This is a genomic window from Pseudomonas sp. GD03842 (genome assembly GCF_029841165.1).
GTDB lineage: Bacteria > Pseudomonadota > Gammaproteobacteria > Pseudomonadales > Pseudomonadaceae > Aquipseudomonas.
This window is the reverse complement of sequence record NZ_JAOCEA010000022.1, coordinates 59,575-80,292: the sequence shown is the minus strand read 5'-3', so window position 1 is coordinate 80,292 and position 20,718 is coordinate 59,575. Positions and strand designations below refer to the sequence as shown.

The 20,718-nt window shown below is 60.8% G+C and carries 17 protein-coding genes and 1 pseudogene; 9 read left to right on the top strand and 9 right to left on the bottom strand.

Annotation, left to right across the window (positions count from 1 at the left end):
- The first annotated feature begins 45 nt into the window (after positions 1–45).
- From N5D61_RS24330 to N5D61_RS24300, 7 genes are all read left to right on the top strand, one after another.
- Positions 46–1,287, top strand: coding sequence for an SfnB family sulfur acquisition oxidoreductase (locus N5D61_RS24330; protein WP_279894473.1), 1,242 nt, complete (start codon positions 46–48; stop codon positions 1,285–1,287).
- A 23-nt stretch (positions 1,288–1,310) separates the two neighbouring features.
- Entirely contained in the window at positions 1,311–2,525 is a 1,215-nt protein-coding gene (locus N5D61_RS24325; RefSeq protein ID WP_279894472.1) for an SfnB family sulfur acquisition oxidoreductase, read from the top strand.
- On the top strand, positions 2,525–3,907 hold the full coding sequence (locus N5D61_RS24320; protein ID WP_279894471.1) for an LLM class flavin-dependent oxidoreductase: 1,383 nt from the start codon (positions 2,525–2,527) through the stop codon (positions 3,905–3,907). Before N5D61_RS24325 ends, N5D61_RS24320 begins: the two co-directional genes overlap by 1 nt.
- Before the next feature lie 135 nt (positions 3,908–4,042).
- Positions 4,043–4,837: a MetQ/NlpA family ABC transporter substrate-binding protein gene (locus N5D61_RS24315; protein WP_279894470.1), complete on the top strand. Its 795-nt coding sequence runs from the start codon at positions 4,043–4,045 to the stop codon at positions 4,835–4,837.
- Between the two features lie 2 nt (positions 4,838–4,839).
- Positions 4,840–5,967 (top strand): ATP-binding cassette domain-containing protein, encoded by a 1,128-nt coding sequence (locus N5D61_RS24310; RefSeq protein WP_279894469.1) that lies wholly within the window; start codon positions 4,840–4,842, stop codon positions 5,965–5,967.
- Positions 5,957–6,601, top strand: coding sequence for an ABC transporter permease (locus N5D61_RS24305; protein WP_279894468.1), 645 nt, complete (start codon positions 5,957–5,959; stop codon positions 6,599–6,601). Before N5D61_RS24310 ends, N5D61_RS24305 begins: the two co-directional genes overlap by 11 nt.
- A 240-nt stretch (positions 6,602–6,841) precedes the next feature.
- Positions 6,842–7,468 (top strand): class I SAM-dependent methyltransferase, encoded by a 627-nt coding sequence (locus N5D61_RS24300; RefSeq protein ID WP_279894467.1) that lies wholly within the window; start codon positions 6,842–6,844, stop codon positions 7,466–7,468.
- A 79-nt stretch (positions 7,469–7,547) separates the two neighbouring features.
- Here N5D61_RS24300 and N5D61_RS24295 read toward each other — a convergent pair whose 3' ends face one another.
- Genes N5D61_RS24295 through N5D61_RS24285 form a run of 3 tightly spaced genes read right to left on the bottom strand, consistent with a single transcriptional unit; the run spans position 7,548 to position 12,879 of the window.
- On the bottom strand, positions 7,548–10,688 hold the full coding sequence (locus N5D61_RS24295; protein ID WP_279894466.1) for an efflux RND transporter permease subunit: 3,141 nt from the start codon (positions 10,686–10,688) through the stop codon (positions 7,548–7,550).
- Positions 10,685–11,755 carry an efflux RND transporter periplasmic adaptor subunit gene (locus tag N5D61_RS24290; protein ID WP_279894465.1) on the bottom strand — a complete coding sequence of 357 codons (1,071 nt, stop codon included), beginning with the start codon at positions 11,753–11,755 and terminating at the stop codon, positions 10,685–10,687. The genes N5D61_RS24295 and N5D61_RS24290 overlap by 4 nt, the downstream gene beginning before the upstream one ends.
- A complete protein-coding gene (locus tag N5D61_RS24285; RefSeq protein WP_279894464.1) occupies positions 11,752–12,879 on the bottom strand; it encodes an efflux RND transporter periplasmic adaptor subunit in 1,128 nt (375 codons plus the stop codon). Before N5D61_RS24285 ends, N5D61_RS24290 begins: the two co-directional genes overlap by 4 nt.
- 156 nt (positions 12,880–13,035) lie before the next feature.
- On the opposite strand from N5D61_RS24285, the gene N5D61_RS24280 reads away from it, so the two are divergent.
- Positions 13,036–14,202 carry an AAA family ATPase gene (locus N5D61_RS24280; RefSeq protein WP_279894463.1) on the top strand — a complete coding sequence of 389 codons (1,167 nt, stop codon included), beginning with the start codon at positions 13,036–13,038 and terminating at the stop codon, positions 14,200–14,202.
- A 77-nt stretch (positions 14,203–14,279) separates the two neighbouring features.
- On the opposite strand, the gene N5D61_RS24275 is transcribed toward N5D61_RS24280, so the two are convergent.
- The 4 genes from N5D61_RS24275 to N5D61_RS24260 all read right to left on the bottom strand — a co-directional run bounded on the left by N5D61_RS24275 (position 14,280) and on the right by N5D61_RS24260 (position 18,189).
- Complete coding sequence (locus N5D61_RS24275) at positions 14,280–15,299, bottom strand: ABC transporter substrate-binding protein (protein ID WP_279894479.1); 1,020 nt, start codon at positions 15,297–15,299, stop codon at positions 14,280–14,282.
- Positions 15,300–15,386: 87 nt separating this feature from the next.
- Positions 15,387–16,253, bottom strand: coding sequence for an ABC transporter permease (locus N5D61_RS24270; protein ID WP_279894462.1), 867 nt, complete (start codon positions 16,251–16,253; stop codon positions 15,387–15,389).
- Positions 16,254–16,383: 130 nt separating this feature from the next.
- Positions 16,384–17,265, bottom strand: a complete 882-nt coding sequence (locus tag N5D61_RS24265; RefSeq protein WP_108237607.1) for an ABC transporter ATP-binding protein — start codon at positions 17,263–17,265, stop codon at positions 16,384–16,386.
- Positions 17,266–17,292: 27 nt separating this feature from the next.
- On the bottom strand, positions 17,293–18,189 hold the full coding sequence (locus tag N5D61_RS24260; RefSeq protein WP_279894461.1) for a TauD/TfdA family dioxygenase: 897 nt from the start codon (positions 18,187–18,189) through the stop codon (positions 17,293–17,295).
- 257 nt (positions 18,190–18,446) lie between these two features.
- Between N5D61_RS24260 and N5D61_RS24255 the strand changes: the two genes are divergently transcribed.
- Positions 18,447–18,599 carry a hypothetical protein gene (locus tag N5D61_RS24255; RefSeq protein WP_279894460.1) on the top strand — a complete coding sequence of 51 codons (153 nt, stop codon included), beginning with the start codon at positions 18,447–18,449 and terminating at the stop codon, positions 18,597–18,599.
- Positions 18,600–18,712: 113 nt separating this feature from the next.
- Here the strand turns inward: N5D61_RS24255 and N5D61_RS24250 are convergent, their stop codons facing one another.
- Complete coding sequence (locus tag N5D61_RS24250) at positions 18,713–19,501, bottom strand: MetQ/NlpA family ABC transporter substrate-binding protein (RefSeq protein ID WP_108237605.1); 789 nt, start codon at positions 19,499–19,501, stop codon at positions 18,713–18,715.
- 322 nt (positions 19,502–19,823) lie between these two features.
- Positions 19,824–20,639 (bottom strand): annotated as a pseudogene (locus N5D61_RS24245) (sigma 54-interacting transcriptional regulator); the annotation flags it as partial.
- Positions 20,640–20,718 lie beyond the last annotated feature (79 nt).

Sequence of the window (20,718 nt, the reverse complement as noted above, 5' to 3'; positions counted from 1 at the left end):
TCACGCACAACCACCCCAGTGCTTCCGCTCGCGAAGGTCACCACCATGACTGAGCTGAGCACCCTTGCCGTCCAGCACCCCCTGGACGTAGCCCCTGCGCTGCACCCTGCGACAGTCCTGCGCGACGACGCCGAGGCGCTCGCGGCCGCACGGGACCTTGCCGCGCAGGTTCGCCAGACGGCAGCCGATCGCGATCGCGAACGCCAATTGCCGTGGGCAGAAATCGAAGCATTCACTCGTAGCGGGCTGGGAGGCATTTCGATACCTCGCGCTTTCGGCGGGGCCCAGGTCTCGTTCGAAACGATCGCCAAGGTATTTGCGATTCTTTCTGCCGCTGACCCGGCGGTGGGGCAGATCCCGCAGAATCAGTTCGGCATTCTGTATTCCCTGACTGGCAGCGCCAGCGAGGCGCAAAAGAAAGTCCTGTTCGACAGCGTGCTCAATGGCGCGCGAATCGGCAATGGCGGCCCCGAACGAGGCACGAAGAATACGCTCGACGTGAGAACGCGCCTGACCACCGAGGGCGATCATTACCGGCTCAACGGCCGCAAGTTCTACTCGACCGGCGCCCTGTTCGCCCATTGGGTCGCGGTCAAGGCCATCAACGATGACGGCAGGCAAGTGCTGGTCTTCGTGCCTCGGGGTACGCCGGGGCTGCACATCATCGATGACTGGTCCGGTTTCGGACAGCGCACCACGGCCAGCGGCAGCGTGTTGCTGGAGAACGTACGCGTCAGCGGCGAATGGGTCATCGATAACTGGAAACTTGCACTTTCGCCGAACATACAGGGGGCGGTGTCCCAACTGATCCAGGCAGCCATCGACGCAGGGATCGCCCGAGAGGCCATCCACGAGAGCATCCATTTCGTTCGCGAGCGCTCCAGACCGTGGATTGACGCAAACGTCGAACGGGCCAGCGACGATCCGTATGTCATCGCCGACATCGGCAAATTGAAGCTGGACCTGCATGCGGCAGAAGCGCTGCTGTACAAGGCAGGGCGCGTGCTTGACGACATTGCAGCCAAACCGATCGACGAGCACTCCGCGGCCCGCGGTTCCATCGTCGTGGCGCAAGCCAAGGTCCTGACGACCGAGATTGCCCTGCTCGCCAGCGAGAAGCTGTTCGAGCTGTCCGGCAGCCGCGCCACGCTGGCGGAGTTCAACCTCGACCGCCACTGGCGCAACGCCCGCGTCCACACCCTCCATGACCCGGTGCGCTGGAAAGTCCACGCGGTCGGCGCCTGGCATCTCAACGGCACCCTGCCCGCCCGTCACTCCTGGATCTGAACCAGACAACTGGAAGCACACGTATGAGCCTTCAACCTTTGCCGCTTGATCCGCAGGCGGCCACTTCGATCATCGAAGACGACACCCAGGCCCTGCAAACCGCCCACGCGTTGGCCCAGGCCTTCAAACAGCAGAGCGCTCTGCGCGACCGCGAACGGCGCCTGCCGCATGAGGAACTGGAGCAGTTTTCACGCTCCGGCCTGTGGGGCATCAGCGTACCGAAAGCGTTCGGCGGCGCGGGCGTCTCAAGCGTGACGCTGGCCGAAGTGATCCGCATCATCTCCGCCGCGGACGGATCGCTGGGCCAGATTCCGCAAAACCATTTCTACGCGCTCGAAGTCCTGCGGGTGAACGGCAGCCCCGAGCAGCAGAAGCGGCTGTATGCCGAGGTCCTCGCTGGCCAGCGGTTCGGCAATGCCCTGGCCGAACTGGGAACCAAAACCGCCCATGACCGCACCACGCGCTTGACCCGGGACGGCCAAGGCTGGCGCATCAACGGCCGCAAGTTTTACGCCACGGGCGCTCTCTACGCGCAGCGCATTCCAACGTCGGTGATCGACGAGAAGGGCATCCAGCAGCTTGCGTTCGTTGCGGCCGACGCCCAAGGTCTGACGGTGGTCGATGACTGGAGCGGCTTCGGCCAACGCACCACAGGCAGCGGCTCGGTGGAGTTCGACAATGTCTACGTCAACGACACAGACGTGGTGCCGTTCCAGAGTGCGTTCGAGCGGCCGACCACGGTGGGCCCACTGGCGCAGATTCTTCATGCCGCCATCGACACCGGCATCGCCCGCGCCGCGTTCGAGGACGCGCTGCATTTTGTGCGTACGCGCACCCGGCCCTGGATCGATTCGGGTATCGAAAAGGCCGTCGACGATCCACTGACCTTGCACAGTTTCGGCAAACTCGGCATTCGCTTGCATGCCGCAGAAGCCTTACTGGAGCGGGCCGGGCAATACCTGGATCACGCACAAGCCCAGAGCACGGCCGAGAATGTGGCCGAAGCTTCGATTGCGGTCGCGGAGGCCCGCGCCATCAGCACCGAAATTTCCCTGGCGGCCGGTAGCACCCTGTTCGAACTGGCCGGTTCGCAATCGACGCTGGCCGAACACGGCCTGGACCGTCACTGGCGCAATGCGCGGGTGCACACGCTGCACGACCCTGTGCGGTGGAAGTACCACGCCATCGGCAACTTCTATTTGAACGACGTGAATCCGCCACGCCGGGGGACGATCTGATGAGCAAGAAAAAAATCCTGCTCAACGCGTTCAACATGAACTGCATCGGCCACATCAACCACGGTTTCTGGACCCATCCGCGAGACACGTCGACCCAGTACAAGACACTCGACTATTGGACGAAGCTTGCACAACTGCTGGAGCGCGGGCTGTTCGACGGACTTTTCATCGCGGACATCGTCGGTGTGTACGACGTCTATCAGAACTCCATCGACGTGACACTGAAAGAGTCGATCCAGTTGCCGGTCAACGATCCATTGCTGTTGGTGTCGGCCATGGCCGCCGTCACCAAGCACCTGGGGTTCGGCCTGACTGCCAACCTGACCTATGAAGCGCCTTATCTGTTCGCCCGGCGCATGTCGACCCTCGATCACCTGACCCAGGGTCGCGTGGGTTGGAACATTGTCACGGGGTATCTGGACAGCGCTGCGAAGGCCATGGGGCTGACGCAGCAGATTGAACACGATCGCCGTTACGACCAGGCCGATGAGTACTTGGAAGTGCTCTACAAACTCTGGGAAGGCAGTTGGGAAGATGATGCGGTCATCGAAAACCGACAGTCGCGCGTCTACGCCCAGGCCGCAAAGGTGCATAAGGTCAGGCATCGCGGCGAGTTCTACCAGGTCGAAGGCTATCACCTCTGCGAACCCTCCCCGCAACGCACGCCAGTTCTGTTTCAAGCGGGCAGTTCGGACCGCGGCTTGCAGTTCGCTGGGAATAACGCCGAGTGCGTATTCATCAGTGGGCAAAACAAGACAGCGACGCGGGAACAGGTCGACAGAGTGCGGGCCAGCGCGGTGGCCGCCGGACGTGATCCGGACGACATCAAGGTGTTCATGGGTCTGAACGTGATCGTCGGCCCAACCGAAGACGCCGCGCGCGCGCGGCATGCCGAATACCTGAAATACGCCAGCGCGGAAGCCGGGCTGGCGCACTTCGCGGCGTCGACCGGAATCGACTTCGCCAACTATGAACTCGACGAGCCTATCCAGCACGTCAAAGGCAATGCCATTCAATCGGCGACGAAGATTCTCAGGAACAACGACTGGACCCGGCAAAAGTTGCTGGATCAGCACGCATTGGGCGGGCGCTACATCACGCTGGTGGGATCGCCCGAGCAGGTGGCCGACGAACTGGAATCGTGGATTGCCGAAACAGGCCTCGATGGCTTCAACCTGACCCGCATCGTGACCCCGGAAACCTATGAAGACTTCATCGACTTGGTGATCCCCGAGCTGCAGCGGCGCGGATCCTACAAGACCGCTTACGAGCACGGCACCTTACGCGAAAAGTTGTTTTCCGGGGGCTCGGCGAGGCTGCCTGAGCGGCATGCGGGAGCGCGGTATCGGTCCCGCGATTCAACAGACGCACTGGCCCCGTAGAAGCACACGTGCCCGCGATTGCGATCTGCCGTGACAACGCTGGCGGCTGACACAACGACATCGCGGGCACGCGCGCCTACAGCCCCCGCGACAGCTCGACAGATTTCACTCTGAACATTAAATCGGATAAGAAACATGACAAAGACGCTGCTCACCCTGGCCCTGTCGCTCGGGCTTTCCACCGGCACCCTCCAGGCCGCCGATCAACCGCTGAAAGTCGGCACCACCGCGGCGTTCGCCATTCCGCTGGAAACGGCAGTGGCCGAGGCGGACAAGCAGGGCCTGAAGGTCGAGTTGGTGGAATTCACCGACTGGATCGCTCCTAACGTCAGCCTCAACGCCGGCGACATTGACGTGAACTACTTCCAGCACATCCCGTTCCTGGAGAACGCCAAGGCAGCGTCGGGTTTCGATCTGGTGCCTTACGCGCCGGGGATCATCAACAACGTGGGCCTGTATTCGAAAAAATATAAAAGCTTCGATGAGCTCCCGACCGGTGCGACGGTGGCCATCGCCAACGACCCGATCAACAGCGGCCGTGGGCTGCAACTGCTGGCCAAGGCCGGCTTGATCACACTCAAACCAGGCGTGGGCTACAAAGCCACCGAAGAAGACATTACCGCCAACCCCAAGAAGCTCAAACTGATACAGGTCGAGGCCGTGCAGTTGGTCCGCGCCTACGACGACGCCGACCTGGTGCAGGGCTATCCCGCCTACATCCGCCTGGCGAAAACCTTCGATCCTGCGTCGGCGATCCTCTTCGACGGGCTGGACCACCCCGAATACGTCATTCAGTTCGTGATCAAGCCCGACCACAAGGACGACCCGCGCCTGGCCAAATTCATCGACATTTATCAACACTCCCCTGTCGTGCGCGCCTCGCTGGATAAAGTGAATGGCTCGCTGTATCAGGTCGGCTGGAAGAACTGACCATGACCGCCACCGTGCAACGCTCCCTGCCCTTGGAAGCGCCCACACCGCATTCCGCCGAACACGTGCGTCTGCACCCCGAGAAGGCGCAAGCTCACGTGCGCTTCAGCCAACTGGGCAAAATCTATGAAGGCCAGCAAGGGCCGGTCGCGGCCTTGCAAGGTATCGATCTGGACATCCAGCGCGGCGAAATCTTCGGCATCATCGGCCGCAGCGGGGCGGGCAAGTCTTCGCTGATTCGCACGATCAATCGTCTGGAGCAGCCCACCAGCGGGCGGGTGCTGATCGACCAGGTCGACATCGCCGCGTTCAACGAAGACAAGCTGGTGGAACTGCGTCGGCGCATTGGCATGATCTTCCAGCACTTCAATCTGATGTCGGCGAAAACGGTGTGGAAGAACGTCGAGTTGCCGCTCAAGGTGGCGGGCGTACCCAAGGATCAGCGTCAGCGCAAAGTCGCGGAATTGCTGGAACTGGTCGGCCTGAACGACAAGCACAACGCCTACCCGGCGCAACTGTCCGGCGGGCAGAAACAGCGTGTCGGCATCGCGCGGGCGCTGGTGCATGACCCTGAAATTTTGCTGTGCGACGAAGCCACCTCGGCGCTTGATCCTGAAACCACGCAATCAATTCTGGGCCTGCTGCGCGAGATCAATCAGCGGCTGGGCCTGACCATCATCCTGATTACCCATGAGATGGCCGTGATCCGGGAAATCTGCGACCGCGTCGTGGTGCTTGAGCGAGGCCAGATCGCCGAGCAGGGCCCCGTATGGCAGGTGTTCGGCAATCCGCAGCATGAGGTGAGCAAGACCTTGCTGGCACCGCTGCAGCATGCGCTGCCGGAAGACGTGCAGACTCGTTTGCAACGCCATCCATCAACCACGCACAGCAGCATCGTGCTGGACCTGCAATTCACCGGCAGCAACGGCCAGGAGCCGGATTTGTCGGCGTTGTTCGGGGCGTTTGGCGGGCGCGTCAGTCTGCTGCAGGGTGGGGTGGAACGCATTCAGGGACGCGCGCTGGGCCATTTGGTGCTCGCCGTCAGGGGCTCACCGCTGTCCGCAGAAGAACTGCTCGATCGCGCCTGCAGCCAGGCGCAACATGCAAAGGTGCTGGGTTATGTGGCTTGATCGTTTGTGGCAAGGCGTCATCGACACCTTTTTGATGGTCGGGGTCTCGTCGCTGCTCGCACTGATTCTCGGGATTCCGCTGGCGGTGATTCTGGTCACCAGTGGCAAGGGCGGCATTTTCGAAGCACCCCACCTCAACCGCGTGCTCGGCGCCTTCGTGAACATCTTTCGCTCGGTGCCGTTTCTGATCCTGATGGTCGCGCTGATCCCCTTCACCCGTCTGATCGTCGGGACCACCTATGGCGTGTGGGCAGCGGTGGTGCCGTTGACCATCGCCGCCACGCCCTTCTTTGCGCGGATCGCCGAAGTCAGCCTGCGGGAAGTCGACCACGGCTTGATCGAAGCCGCCCAAGCCATGGGCTGCCGCCGCTGGCACATCGTCTGGCACGTACTGCTGCCCGAAGCGCTGCCAGGAATCGTCGGTGGTTTCACGATCACCCTGGTCACCATGATCAACTCCTCGGCCATGGCTGGCGCCATCGGTGCAGGCGGCTTGGGCGACATCGCCTACCGCTATGGTTATCAGCGTTTCGACACGCAAGTGATGTTGACTGTGATCGTATTGCTGGTGGTGTTGGTGGCGGTGATTCAACTGGGTGGAGATCGATTGGCATTGCGGTTGAACAAGCGCTGATCCGCCTGCGATTCTGCCCGTAGGAGCGCACATGCCCGCGATTCTGGCCGTAGGAGCGCGCTTGCCCGCGACCTGCTGCGCAGCGGCAGTAAACCCTAAGCACTCGATGTCTCTGAAACAGCGCAGTCCGATTTTGCTGTCGCTACGCGGCAGGTCACGGGCAAGCTTGCTCGGAGAGGTTTTAACAGGGCGACCACGCGGAGGTATATTGGCTGCTTCCTCTGCTCAGAATCCGCCGACATGAAACTTGACCCGCAAGCCCTCGCCCAGATCACCGCCACCACGCTCGCCAACTACGACGAGGTGGCCGAGGGTTTCCGTGAAGGCACTCGGGATCATGACGTCAGCCAGAACATCGATGCGCTGTTGCGGAATATCCAGGGCCCTGCACCGTTTGAGATTCTCGACTTCGGCTGCGGACCAGGGCGGGATTTGCGTACCTTTACCGCGCTAGGTCATATCGCGACCGGGCTCGACGGTTCGCAACGTTTCGCCGACATGGCACGCGCCGACAGCGGATGCGAAGTGCTGCACCAAAACTTTCTGGAGCTGCAGCTGCCCAGCGAACGCTTTGATGGTGTCTTTGCCAACGCTTCGCTGTTTCATGTCCCGCGTCAGGAATTGCCCCGCGTCTTAAGCCAATTGCACTCAGCGCTCAAACCCGGTGGAGTGCTCTTCAGCTCGAACCCTCGTGGAAACAATCAGGAAGGCTGGAAAGGCGAGCGCTATGGCTCATTCCATGACCTGGCGGGCTGGAGCGCCTTGTTGGTGGAGGCCGGTTTTGACGAGGTCGAGCACTATTACCGCCCCGAAGGCTTGCCGCGCGCGCAGCAGCCCTGGCTGGCGAGTGTGTGGCGCAAGGTTTGAAAAGCCCTGCGCAGCGCACGCTGTAGCAGCCCCAACGAGCCGCGCTGCTACAGCGGGATCACCCCCCCTGGTAGGACGTCTACGCCTGCGGCCGATGGGGGTCGGCTTCGGTCGTGTCCACGTCGTCTTCATCATCACGGTCGCGCTTTTGCGCCTCGGCTTGCTCCCTCTGCGCTTTCGTCGGTTCCTTGATCTTGTACCAGGCCACGTACAGCGCAGGCAGGAACAGCAGCGTCAGCAAGGTCGCGCTGATGATGCCACCGATCATCGCGTAGGCCATCGGGCCCCAAAACACTTCCCGGGCGATAGGAATCATGCCCAGGCTCGCCGCCGCAGCGGTCAGCAGAATGGGACGCCGCCTGTGCTCGGTCGCCTCTGCGACCGCATCCCACGGCAGATAGCCCGCTTCCTCGTACTCGTGAATCTGCGTCACCAGAATCACCGAGTTGCGGATGATGATGCCAATCAGCGCGAGGATGCCCAGAATGGCCACGAACCCCATCGGCGTGCCCGTCGGGACCAGCGCCAATACCACGCCGATCAACCCCAGCGGTGCAACACTGGCGACGAGGAACATTTTCTGCACGCTGTGCAGCTGGATCATCAGGAACGTCGCCATGAGAAACAACATCAGCGGCACCACTTTGGCGATCGGCCCCTGAGCCTTACCGCTTTCCTCCACCGTCCCGCCGGTGGCGATCTTGTAGCCCACGGGCAGATCGGCCGCGAATTTGTCGATCTCCGGCTTGAGTTGCTTCACCAGATCCGTCGGCTGGATTTCGTCACGCACCGCAGCCTTCAAGGTGATGGTAGGTTTGCGATCTCGGCGCCAGACCAATGGCTGTTCCAGTTCATAACGCACGTTGGCGAACGCCAGCAACGGAATCGACGTACCGCCCTGGGTGACGATTTGCAGGTTTTGTAGCGTTTCCGGTGAGCCACGCTCGGCATCCACTGCGCGCCCTACCACGTTGATCAGGTAGATGTCATCGCGCACTTGGGTAACGTTGGCGCCGACGACAATGCTGTTCATCAACTGCGCCACGTCCTCGGAAGACAACCCCAGTTGCCGCGCCTTGTCCTGATTGATGTCGATGCGCAGGACTTTGCCCGGCTCGTTCCAGTCGTAGATCATTTCACCGATGTGCTGATTCTTGTCCAGCAGGGTGGCCAGATCGATCGCGTGCTGACGCACCTTGTCGATGTTGTCGCCGCTGATACGGTATTGAATCGGGCGCCCCACGGGTGGGCCCATTTCCAGCGGCTGAACGTAAGTACCGATGCCGACGAAATCCTCGCGCAGGCGCTTGTTGAGCCGATCCATCAACCCCGCACGCTCTTCCAGCCCCTTGCTTACGATGACCAGCTGCGCGTAATACGGGTTCTCCAGCTGTTGATCCAGGGGCAGATAGAACCGCACGGCGCCTTGGCCAATGTAGGTGCTCCAGCGCACGATGTCCGGATCGTCCTTGAGCGTCGCCTCCAGCCGGTCCACTGCTTTGCGCGTTTCATTGATCGATGCGTTTTGAGGCAAGTTGAGGTCGAGCAGAATTTCCGGGCGGTCGGAAGACGGGAAGAACTGGTTCTGCACAAAACGCATGCAAAACAGCGCCGTGGCGAACAAGGCGATGGTGATGAAGATCGCCAGCCAGCGGTTGCGCATCGCCCAGAACATCGACCCTGTGAAGGCCCGCGCAATGCGTCCCGGCGGCTTGTCATCTTGCTTCTTGATCTTGTCGCTGAGGATGTGCACCCCAATCACCGGAGCGAACAGCACAGCCACCACCCACGACACCAGCATGGCGACAGCGATGACCGCGAACAGCGTAAAGGTGTATTCCCCCGCCGAACTGGCGTTCAAGCCGATGGGCACGAACCCCGCCACCGTCACGAGCGTGCCGGTGAGCATCGGAAAGGCCGTTGACGTATAGGCGTAGGTCGCCGCCTGCTCTTTGCTGTCGCCCATTTCCAGACGCGTGACCATCATCTCGACGGTGATCATCGCGTCATCTACCAGCAGGCCCAATGCGATGATCAACGCCCCCAACGAGATCCGCTGCATGGTGATGCCGCTGTACTCCATGAACACGAACACCATCGCCAGGACCAGCGGGATCGAGCACGCCACCACCAGCCCGGCCCGCACGCCAAGGCTGATGAAGCTGACGACCAGAACGATCACTACCGCCTCGAACAGTGCGCTGGTGAAGCCGCCGACGGCCTTCTCCACCACCTGCGCCTGATCGGAAACGTTGTGCACCCCAACGCCCACCGGCAGGTCGGCGGTAGCCTGCTCCATACGGGCGTGCAGTTCCTTGCCGAACGCCTGCACGTTTCCGCCCTTCTGCATGGCGATCGCCAAGCCGATCGCCGGTTTACCGTCGAAGCGGAACATCGGCTTGGGCGGATCCACGTAGCCTCGACTGATTTCGGCGATGTCGCTCAGCCGGTAAAAGCGGTCGTTGAGCCGCAGGTTCACGGTCTCCAGATCCTTCTCAGACTCGAACTGGCCGGACGTACGCACCGAGATCCGCTCGGGCCCTGCTTCGATGACGCCCGCCGGGGTCACGGCATTTTGTGATTGGAGACTCTGCACGACCTGCCGCTGATCGAGGCCCAGTGCGGCCAGTTTGCGGGTCGAGAAATTCAGGTAAATCACTTCGTCCTGCTGGCCGATCATCTCGACCTTGCCCAACCCCGGCACATCACGGATCTGCACCCGCACCTGTTCGACGTAATCGCGGAGCTGGCGGAAGGTCAGGCCGTCGGCGGTGAAGGCGTAGATCGAGCCGTACACGTCCCCGAACTCATCGTTGAAGGCTGGGCCTTGCAGACCCTGTGGAAACGTCCCGCGAATGTCGTCAATTTTTTTCCGGACCTGGTACCAGATTTCCGGAATGTCCTTGGCGCTGGTGGTATCTCGCAGGTAGACAAAAACCGTCGATTCGCCAGGGCGGGTGTAGCTTTTCACGTAGTCCAGAGAATCGAGGTCTTCGAGTTTTTTCTCGATACGGTCGGTGACCTGTTCCAGCGTTTCGTCCACGGTTGCGCCGGGCCAGCGGGTCTGGATCACCATGGTCTTGATGGTGAAGGACGGGTCTTCTTCGCGGCCCAAGTTCATGTACGAAAATACGCCCATGAGCAGGCCGACGAACATCAGGTACCAGACGAAGGACTGATGTTTGAGCGCCCAGTCGGAGAGGTTGAAGTTCCCTTTCATCGCGGGCTGTCCTTATCGACTTTGACTTTCTGCCCCGGCTTGAGGCTGTTTACACCGGCGGTGACCACGCGATCACCGCCGCTCACACCACCGGCGATGACGACCGAATCGCTGTCGCGGCTTACCACCGTAACCGGGCGCGGTGAAACGGTCTGGTTCTGCATGTCGATGACCCAGATCTGGGTTTTGCCGTCGACGTCCTGTAACACGTTGAGGGGCAATTCAATGCGCGGCGCAATGGCTGAGCTCAGGGTCACACTGATCGCCGTGCCCAGTCGAAAGGCGGCAGGGGTCTGAGCGAGAATCAGGCGCGCGCGTCGGGTGCGCGTCGCGCTTTCAGCCTGGGGCTCCAACTCGCGCAGCGTCGCGGTGGTGTTGATCTCGGGCTCCAACTGGCTGGCCACTTTGAACACCACATCCTTCGGCAGTTGTTCTGCCAGCGGCGCGGGAAGGTCGATCACCGCCTCCTTGATGTCGGGCCGCGCCAGCGTCACCACTTGCTCACCGGCACTGACCACCTGCCCCGCTTCGGCTTTCCATTGCGTCACCACCGCTGGGTGATCGGTGCGCAACTCGCTATAGCTCAACTGATCCTGCGCCTGTTGTACGGACGCCTTGGCTTGGTTGAACGAGGATTGAGAGGTCTTCAGGTCGGTCACCGCCACATCCAGCGCTGCTTGTGCGCCCACGCCCCGGTCGAACAACTCCTGCTGACGCCGCGCATTGGCCTGGGCATTGATGTACTGCGCCTCGACCCGAGCCAGATCGCCCTGAGAAGCGCGCAACTGGTTCTGCAGATCGGTGGGGTCCAGCGTCGCCAGCAACTGGCCCTTTTCGACTTCTGCGCCGACGTCGACGCTGCGCGAAGCGATGCGTCCCGACACTCGGAAACCCAGCGTGCTCTCGTACCGTGCGGCGATGTTTCCGGCGAAACGACCCAGGTTTTCCTCGGCCTGTGGTTTGACTTCCATGAACAGCACGGGACGCACAGGTTCAGGCGGCGCCTCCTCCTTTCCACAACCGCTCAGCAACAAGGCGCTCAGCAACAGGCCAGACAGGCGCTTCATTGAGCTCCTCCTGCTGACGCACTGGAAACGCCTGCGAGCTCAACCTGCATGTCAGGGTGCAGCAGCTGATTTCCGGCAACCACCACTTTCTCCCCGTTTTTCAGGCCTTCGGTAATGATCACTTTCCCAGTCAGGTACCGCCCTACGGTGACGGGACGCAGGCTGGCTTTATTCTGTTCGTCGACGATCCACACAGCCGGTTGGCCCAGATGCTCGCCCAAGCCCTTGGTCAGCGCCGACCAGGGAAGTTCGACACTTTGCCGGGCGGGCACGCTGAGCGCCGCGCTCACTACAGAGCCCAGGTCCATCCCTTCGGGTAGCGTGTCGAGGGCAATTTTTACCTGCAACGTCCCGGTTTGTGCGGAAACGGCAGGGGTGATTTCGCGCACCTTTCCGCTGACCTTGATGTTCGGGTTATCCAGCAAGGTGACTTCCACCGGTTCATCACCCGGCGGCTGGACGAACAGGGATTCGTAGACGTTGAAGACTGCGTCCCGCTCACCGTCGCGCGCCAGGCTGAAGATCGGCATGGTCGCCTGCACCACCTGACCAACCTCAGCCTGACGTGCCGTAATGACGCCCGGCGCATCGGCGATCAGCGAGGTGTAACCCAGTTGCTCACGGGCGTTGGCCAGTTGCGCCTGGGCAGCTTTCAAGGCGCTCTGGCTACTGCGCAGTTGCGCCTGTGCGGCATCGTATTCGCTTTTGCTGGTGTAACCCTTGGGCAGCAACTTTTCCTGGCGCACGAAGGCGGCTGAGGTCTGCTTGACCCGCGCTTGCTCGGCAGCTTCGGCAGCGATGGCCGAGTCGACGTTGGTCTGCAGGTCTTTGGGGTCCAGTTTGGCCAGCACCTGCTTGGCGGTGATACGGTCCCCGACATCGACCATACGCTGGATGATTTTGCCGCCCACGCGGAACGACAGTTGTGTCTGCACGCGCGCTTGGATATCGCCCGTCAGTGCCACCGTTGCGGCGAATTCAGTGGTTTTCACCTCTTGCACCTGCACGCGAGGGTGTACGGGATCCGCCGGCTTTTCCTTGCCGCACCCTGACAGCGCGATGAGGCATACGCCCAGCGCCACCGCCTTGAGGCCGTTTCGAAGCAATGAGGGATGAGCAGGCATGCAAGCTCCTTGTGGCAATGCCGAGGCGTGCATCACACAGCCCAACGCCGTCGTGATGTGATCATGCGACTGTGAGCGTAGATTAGGGTTCCTTCCCCCGCTAAACTCGGCCAACCGGACTCGCCAGTCACGCCTGCTCACCGCATGGAATGCTCGATGCTTACCACCCTCGCCATCGCCAATTACCGCTCGATCAACACACTGATCGTGCCGCTGGCGCGTTTGAATCTGGTCACTGGACCTAACGGCAGTGGCAAATCCAACCTTTACCGAGCGCTGCGGTTGCTGGCCGAGACGGCGCAGGGTGGGGTCATCAATGCGCTGGCAAGGGAAGGTGGCCTGAGTTCTACGGTCTGGGCCGGACCGGAAAGCATCAGCCGGCGCATGCGCAACGGTGAGGTCGAGATTCAAGGAGGGCCGCGCAGTGATGTGGTCCGCCTGCGTCTGGGGTTTGCGGCGCAGGACTTCAGTTACGCCATCTCACTGGGCCTGCCACCGCCGCCGCTCGATCAAAGCGCCTTCGGCCTCGACCCCGAGATCAAGCGCGAATGCATCTGGGCTGGCCCTCTCTACCGCCCCGCCAGCCTGTTGGTGGATCGTGCCGGCCCTATGATCCGCGCTCGCGAGGGCCGCAGTTGGGACGTCCTCGCGCAACATACTCCCACGTTCGACAGCCTGTTCGATCAGGTGGGCAGCATGCGGTCCTCTCCAGAAGTGATCGAGCTTCGCGAACGCATTCGGGGTTGGCGATTTTATGATCACTTTCGCAGTGACACCGAAGCCCCCGCGCGCCAACCGCAACTGGGCACTCGCACGCCCGTCCTTCATCACGATGGCAGGGACTTGGCCGCAGCGCTGCAGACCATCCGTGAAATCGGCGAGCCTGACGTGCTGGATGATGCGATCAGCGATGCATTCCCCGGCGCACGCATTGCGATTGACGTACAGGCAGGGGGGCTGTTCGCGCTGGCGTTCTACCAACATGGGTTGCTCCGGCCATTGTCGGCCTCGGAGTTGTCCGACGGTACGCTTCGCTATCTGCTGCTGATCGCTGCGCTGCTCACGCCTCGCCCGCCCACGATGATGGTGCTCAATGAGCCGGAAACCAGCCTGCACCCGGACCTGTTGCCTGCGCTGGCCAGGCTGATCATCCGGGCCTCGAAAAACTGCCAGATCTGGGTGGTGTCACACGCCAGCCGTTTGATTGCAGCGTTGGAACGAGACCCCCACTGCAACAGCATTGTGTTGGAGAAGGAATTGGGACAGACCGGTATCGTCGGTCAGGGGATGCTCGATCAACCGCCATGGCGTTGGCCCGATTGAATGGCGCTCCCCTCTGCGGCAGCGTGGCTTACTCGGCGATCTGCCGTCACGCCTAGCTGCCGAAGCACGGGATCGCCTCAGCTACCCGCTCCCCCGTGGGCTTCTTCGAAGAAGAAATCTTTCCAGCTGTCCGCCTTGTTCTTCAGCACGCCGATCTCATGCAGTTTCTCGGCGTAGATGTAGGTGCGTTGCGGCACGACGGTGAAATCGATTTCCGGATCGTTGACGATCTTTTCCACCAGCGGCAATGGCAGTTTGGATTTTTCGACTTCGATGTAGGTCTTGGCCGCTGCCGTTTTGTCGGCCTTGATGATCTTCTCGGCTTCAGCCAGCGCGTCGTAGAAAGCCTTGTACGTCTTCGGGTTTTCGTCGTGGAATTTCTGCGTCGTATAAAGCACGTTGAAGGTCGCCTGACCGCCCAATACGTCGTACGAGCTCAGCACTTCGTGCACGTTGGGGTTTTCCAGCTCCTGGTACTGGAACGGCGGGCTGGAGAAGTGCGCGCTGATTTCCGAACCACCAGCGATCAACGCTGAGGTAGCGTCCGGATGCGGCAGGCTGACGGAGATGGTGTCGAATTTCTTGTAGTTATCGTTACCGAACAGTTTGGCAGTCTCGATCTGCAAGGTGCGCGACTGGAAGCCCACACCGGCGGCCGGAACGGCGATGCGGTCTTTGTCCGTGAAGTCTTTGATGCTCTTCACGTTCGCATTGTTGCTCAACAGGTAGTTGGGCATCGATCCCAGCGAGGCGATGGCCTTGACGTTCTGTTTGCCCTTGGTGCGGTCCCATATGGTGAGCATCGGTGGCACGCCCGCCGACACCACGTCCAGCGCGCCGGCCAGCAGCGCTTCATTCATCGCGGTGGCGCCGGAAATGCTGTTCCAGTCGACCTTGATATCGATGCCCTGCTCCTTGCCGTGCTTCTCGATCAGCTTTTGCTGCTGAACCACATCGAGAATCAGGTAGCCGATCCCGAATTGCTGAGCGATGCTGATTTTGCCTTCGGCGTTCGCGCCGCTGCTCAGTAGCGCGCCGAACAGACCCAGCGTGGTTGCCAGCACGGTCAATGCCGGACGTTTGAATGAAGTCCCCATGAATTCCTCACATGAAAGCGAATAAGTGTTGTGTGGCTTCATGTCCGGCAGTCCGGTCCATGCAGCGGCGTGTTTCTTAGGCTTGACTCAACGCTGCATGCCCCAGCGCTTGACGGTCAGGCGCTCGACATTGCTGAACAGCAGGTTTTCCACCAGCAAACCGATGATGATCACGGCCGCCAGGCCGGCGAACACCTTGTCGGTGTACAGCTCATTGCGGTTCTGAAAGATGTACCAGCCCAGACCGCCTTTGCCCGAAGACGCGCCGAAGACCAGCTCGGCGGCGATCAGCGTGCGCCAGGCAAACGCCCAGCCGATTTTCAACCCGGCCAGAATCGACGGCAGCGCCGCCGGGATGAGAATGTGCCAGACGAACCGGATCCCCTTCAGGCCGTAATTGCGCCCGGCCATGCGCTGGGTCTCGGACACCCCGAGAAAGCCAGCGTAGGTATTGAGCGCCAAGGCCCAAAGCACCGAGTGCACGAGGACGAAAATCAGGCTGTTCTCGCCCAGACCAAACCACAGCAGCGACAGAGGAAGCAGTGCAATGGCGGGCAGCGGGTTGAGCATCGAGGTCAACGTGGCCAGCAAGTCACGGCCCAGTTGCGTTGACACCGCCAGGGTGGTCATGCCGAACGCCAGCACAATGCCGATCAGGTAGCCCTTGACCAGCACCGTCAGGGAAATCCAGACCTTGGCCAGCAGCTCGCCAGTGACGACGCCATCGACGAACGCCTTGGCGGTGTCGATGAAACTCGGCAACAGCAAATCGTTGCCCTGAACGCGCGCAGCGATTTCCCAGATCACCGCCAGGGCGATCAGAATCACGCTCTTGCGTACCCAGCCTTGCTGCCAGATGCGCTGGGCGAGGGGAATATCGCGGGCCAGGTCTTCTTGGGTGAAAGGCTCCAGCGCGATTTCATATTCCTCGCGAATCGGGGGGGAAAGGCTCATGGTGTTGTCTCTCTTGGGTCACCGTCCCGGAGGAGCGCGCTGGCCCGCGATTGCGGTGTGTCATCGACAACAATGTAATGAGTCGATTGCAATCGCGGGCAAGCGCGCGCCTACAGGGACGAGGCGCGCATTAATAGGCGATCCGAATGTCTTGAAACCGCAGATCCTGCTCCACCGCAGGCGTTTCGCCCTCGTCGAACAGCAAGCGATGGATGCGCTGGGCCGAGGCCTGAAAATCCACGCCACCCAGACTCTTGAGGTCGTATTGATGGCTATTGATCTCGGCACGAACGCGCCCCGGGTGCGGCGACAGCAGCAGAATCCGGTTGCCGACCACCAACGCTTCCTCGATGGAGTGAGTCACGAACAACAGCGTGAAGCGCACCTCTTCCCACAGTTCCAGCAATTCTTCTTGCATCTTGCGACGGGTCAGCGCGTCAAGCGCCGCGAAAGGCTCGTCCATCAGCAGGATTTTCGGCTGCATCGCCAACGCCCGCGCAATGGCCACACGGGCTTTCATGCCCCCGGACAGGGTATGCGGGTACGCCTCGGCAAAGGCGCTCAGGCCCACCTTTTCCAGGTAATGCCGCGCACGCTCCTCGGCCTCTCGGCGTTTGAGGGTGCGTGACGCGAGCAACGGGAACATGACGTTCTCAATGACGGTTTTCCAAGGCGGTAGTTGATCGAACTCCTGAAAGACGACGATGCGATCCGGCCCGGGTTCTCTGACCTGCTCGCCCGCCAGACGAATTTGCCCTTCACTGGGCGTGATGAAACCGGCCACCGCCTTCAAAAGCGTGGACTTGCCGCAGCCCGACGGGCCAAGCAGGACAAAGCGGTCGGCCGGGTCGACCTCGAAACTGACCTGATGGGTGGCCCGCACAACACGCTGCGGAGTGCGGTACTCAAGGCTGACGCCCTGGACTTGCAACAGCGCTTCAGCGGTAGGCTGATCGGCCTGTTGCGCATTCAAGCGATCGCTAGCCGTGTGGCTTTGCAGAACAGCATTCATTGAGCGAGCTCTCAATCAAAAAGTGGATCAGAACGGCGCATCGCCCTGAATGGTCGTGCGGTGCAGGCGCCGGCGCAGATGGTCGGGAGTGCCACCGGCCAGGTGAATCAGGGAACGGTTGTCCCAGAACACCATGTCGTTCTCCTGCCACTTATGGCGATAAACGTTCTCCGGGCGCACGCTGTGGGCATAAAGCTCATCCAGAATTGCCCGGCTTTCGTCTTCAGGCAGGCCGACGATATGAGTGGTGAAGCCCTCGCTGACGAACAGCGCCTTGCGGCCATTTTCCGGGTGGGTCCGCACGATCGGATGGCTGACGACCGCCACTTGTGCCAGTTGCTCGGCGCTGAGGGTCGGGCGCCAGTTCTCAGCGTTGCGGCCGTCACGGTAGCGGGAGGTATAGCTGTGCACCGCGTTGCGACCTTCGACGGCCTTGCGCAGGTGGTCAGGCAACGTATCCCACGCCAGGTGCATATCGGCGAACAATGTATCGCCCCCCTCGCTGGGCAATTCCTGGGCATAGAGCATTGATCCCAGGCTTGGCAGTTCTTTGTAGGAGAGATCCGAGTGCCAGTACTTGCCCGCGTCGCCCAGCCCGACCGGCTGACCGTTCTCGACGATATTGGAGACGATCAGGATTTCGGGGTGGTTGGGCAGCAGAAATTGCTTGAGCACATGGATCTGCAGCACGCCAAAACGGCGGCTGAAGTCGATCTGCTGCTGCGGTGTGATGTGCTGGTCGCGAAACACCACGACGTGGTGGTCGAGATGGGCGCGGTGCACGCACGCAAAGTCTGCGTCGTTCAGCGGCTTTGATAGGTCAAGCCCAACGATCTCCGCGCCCACCTTTTCGGTGAATGGACGCACGTCGAACTGCTGGCCCGGCGCTTGCGCCGACAAGGAAGCGGGGGAGACTGCTGGCATGAGAACTCCGACTCAAAGGGCTGACTGATGAGGCGGAACTTTATAGATATAAGAAAGGAAATTTAAATACTGTTGCGGAATATGGATAGCGCCGAAAGAACTAGCCAAGGCTCAATGCCACCATCCGACGCACGCCGCGGTGAAAATTCCGAATGGCCCCAGAACCACGTCCTCCACTACCTGTCTATCTTCCGTCTTGCAGCGAGGCTTGATACGGAACGAACCGACTATCGGGCATGGGAATGAGAGGAACAGCGATGCCGCTACGCGAAAACGATGCAGATCATGGCCAGGGCAAAGCCTCTGAAGACAATGTGAAGCTGCTCATCGCGCTGCGCCGCGCATTGGGCACCCATGCGAAAACGCCGACGCAGATACGTGCCGTCGGCGTGAAAAACGCAGGGCAGTGATGTCACCACCCTTGGAAGGCTGGGGCTTGCTGGCGATGCATCAAGTCGAACACAGCAGTAAGACGCATCGCCATCGCGAGTAAGCTCGCACCTTCAACAACATCATCTGCTCATCAGAACGCTGGCAATACCGCACCGTCGTACTTCTTGTTGATGAAGTCTTTGACTTGCTGGCTGGTCAGCGCCTTGGAAAGCTTTTCGATGGCGTCGGTGTGGGCGTTGTCCGTACGGGTCACCAAGTAGTTCACGTAAGGCGAGTCGGAGCCTTCCAGGATCAGCGCGTCTTTCTTCGGATTCAGCTTGGCTTCCAGCGCGTAGTTGGTGTTGATCAGGTCCAGGTCGACCTGGTCCAGCGCGCGCGGCAGCAGGGCCGATTCCAGCTCGCGGAATTTCAGTTTTTTCGGGTTGGTGGCGATGTCTTTGGGTGTCGCCAGCGCGTTGGTCGGATCTTTCAGGGTGATCAGGCCGTTCTTCTGCAGCAACAGCAGGGCGCGACCGGCATTGCTGCCTTCGTTTGGAATGGCCACGGTAGCGCCTTCGGGCAACTGGTCGATGGACTTCCACTTCTTCGAATAGCCGCCGAACGGTTCGACGTGTACGCCCACACCGGTCACCAGCGTCGCGCCTTTACCTTTGTTGAAGCCGTCCAGGTAGGGCTTGGTCTGGAAATAGTTGGCGTCCAGACGTTTTTCGTTCAGTTGCACGTTCGGTTGCACGTAATCGGTGAATACCTTGATCTGCAGGTCCACGCCCTCTTTGGCCAGCTCAGGCTTGATCAGCTCCAGAATCTCGGCGTGGGGAACGGCGGTCGCACCTACGACCAGTTTTTCCGCAGCCTGTGCCGCGTTGATGCCGAAGGAGAGGGCAGCCGCCAATGCGGTGAACAGCAACGTCTTTTTCATGCGATGTCCTTAGTAGAATCCGGTCGCCTTGTGGGCAACTCTGTTTCATGGATGCCGCGGGTACGACCCGGGAGGGTGGCGGCTGACGCGGACATTACCGACATTTTTTATGCCGAGACAATACTTTTTAAGCGAATGTATATGCCTTTTGGTTCTCACAAGGCTTTTAGCCACCATCCGACTGTCTAAATCGCAGGTTGCGTATGAAGAACCGCTTGGTAGGAGCGCGTTTACCCGCGATTGCATTGTGTCAGCCACCCTAATGTCTGATGTCCCGACGTCATGGCGCGCAAGCGCGCTCCTGCACAGGCAATCAGCGCAAGGGCAGGTTGAGGTGTTCCGGCAGAATTTCCGAGCCGCTGCTCACCAGCAGGGCGAAATGGATGACGTTCTCCAGCTCTCGGGTATTGCCCGGCCAAAAATGCGCTTCCAGCAGGTGCTGAGCCGCCTCGCTGATCAGAGGCATTTCAAAATCCAGGCGCTGGCTGTAGATCCCCAGAAAGTATTCGGCCAACGGCAGGATATTCCCCGGCTGCTCCCTCAGCGACGGTAAATCCAGGCGCCCTTCGCTGAGGTAACGGTAAAGGCGCTCATGGAATTTTCCGGCTTTGACGGCCAGGCTCAGGTCAATACTCGTCGCGGCCACCAGCCGAACATCGACCTGCGTGGGCTGCGAGGCGCCGACGCGGGTCACTTCGTGATTCTCCAGCGCAGCCAGTAACTTGATCTGGATCGCCAATGGCAAGTCGGCAATCTCGTCCAGGTACAGCGTCCCGCCAGTGGCCGAACCGAACCACCCTGCCCGGCTGCTGGCCGAGCCACTGTGCGTACCTGGTGCGTAGCCAAACAATTCGGCTTCTGCGTAAGTGGGACTGATTGCGCCGCAATTCACCGAGACGAACAGCCCGGCGCGATCACTGCCGCGATGAATATGCCGCGCGAGCAATTCTTTACCCGTTCCTGGCTCGCCGCGGATGAGCACCGGCAGGTCCAGAGGCGCCAACTGCTCCATCTCCTCCCGTAATCGACGCGACCGCGGGTCAAAAAACACCAGCGCCTTGGCACGGATGCTCAAGGGGCTTTTTTCGGCGTCAGGGAAAGTGAGAAGCGGCTGTTGCGGTAGATCTGAATGGCTCATGGCAGGCTCCCGCCCAAGCCATCGATGCCTGGACGTTTAAAAAAAAACCGCAGCGCCTGTCGGATCACTGCGGCGAAAA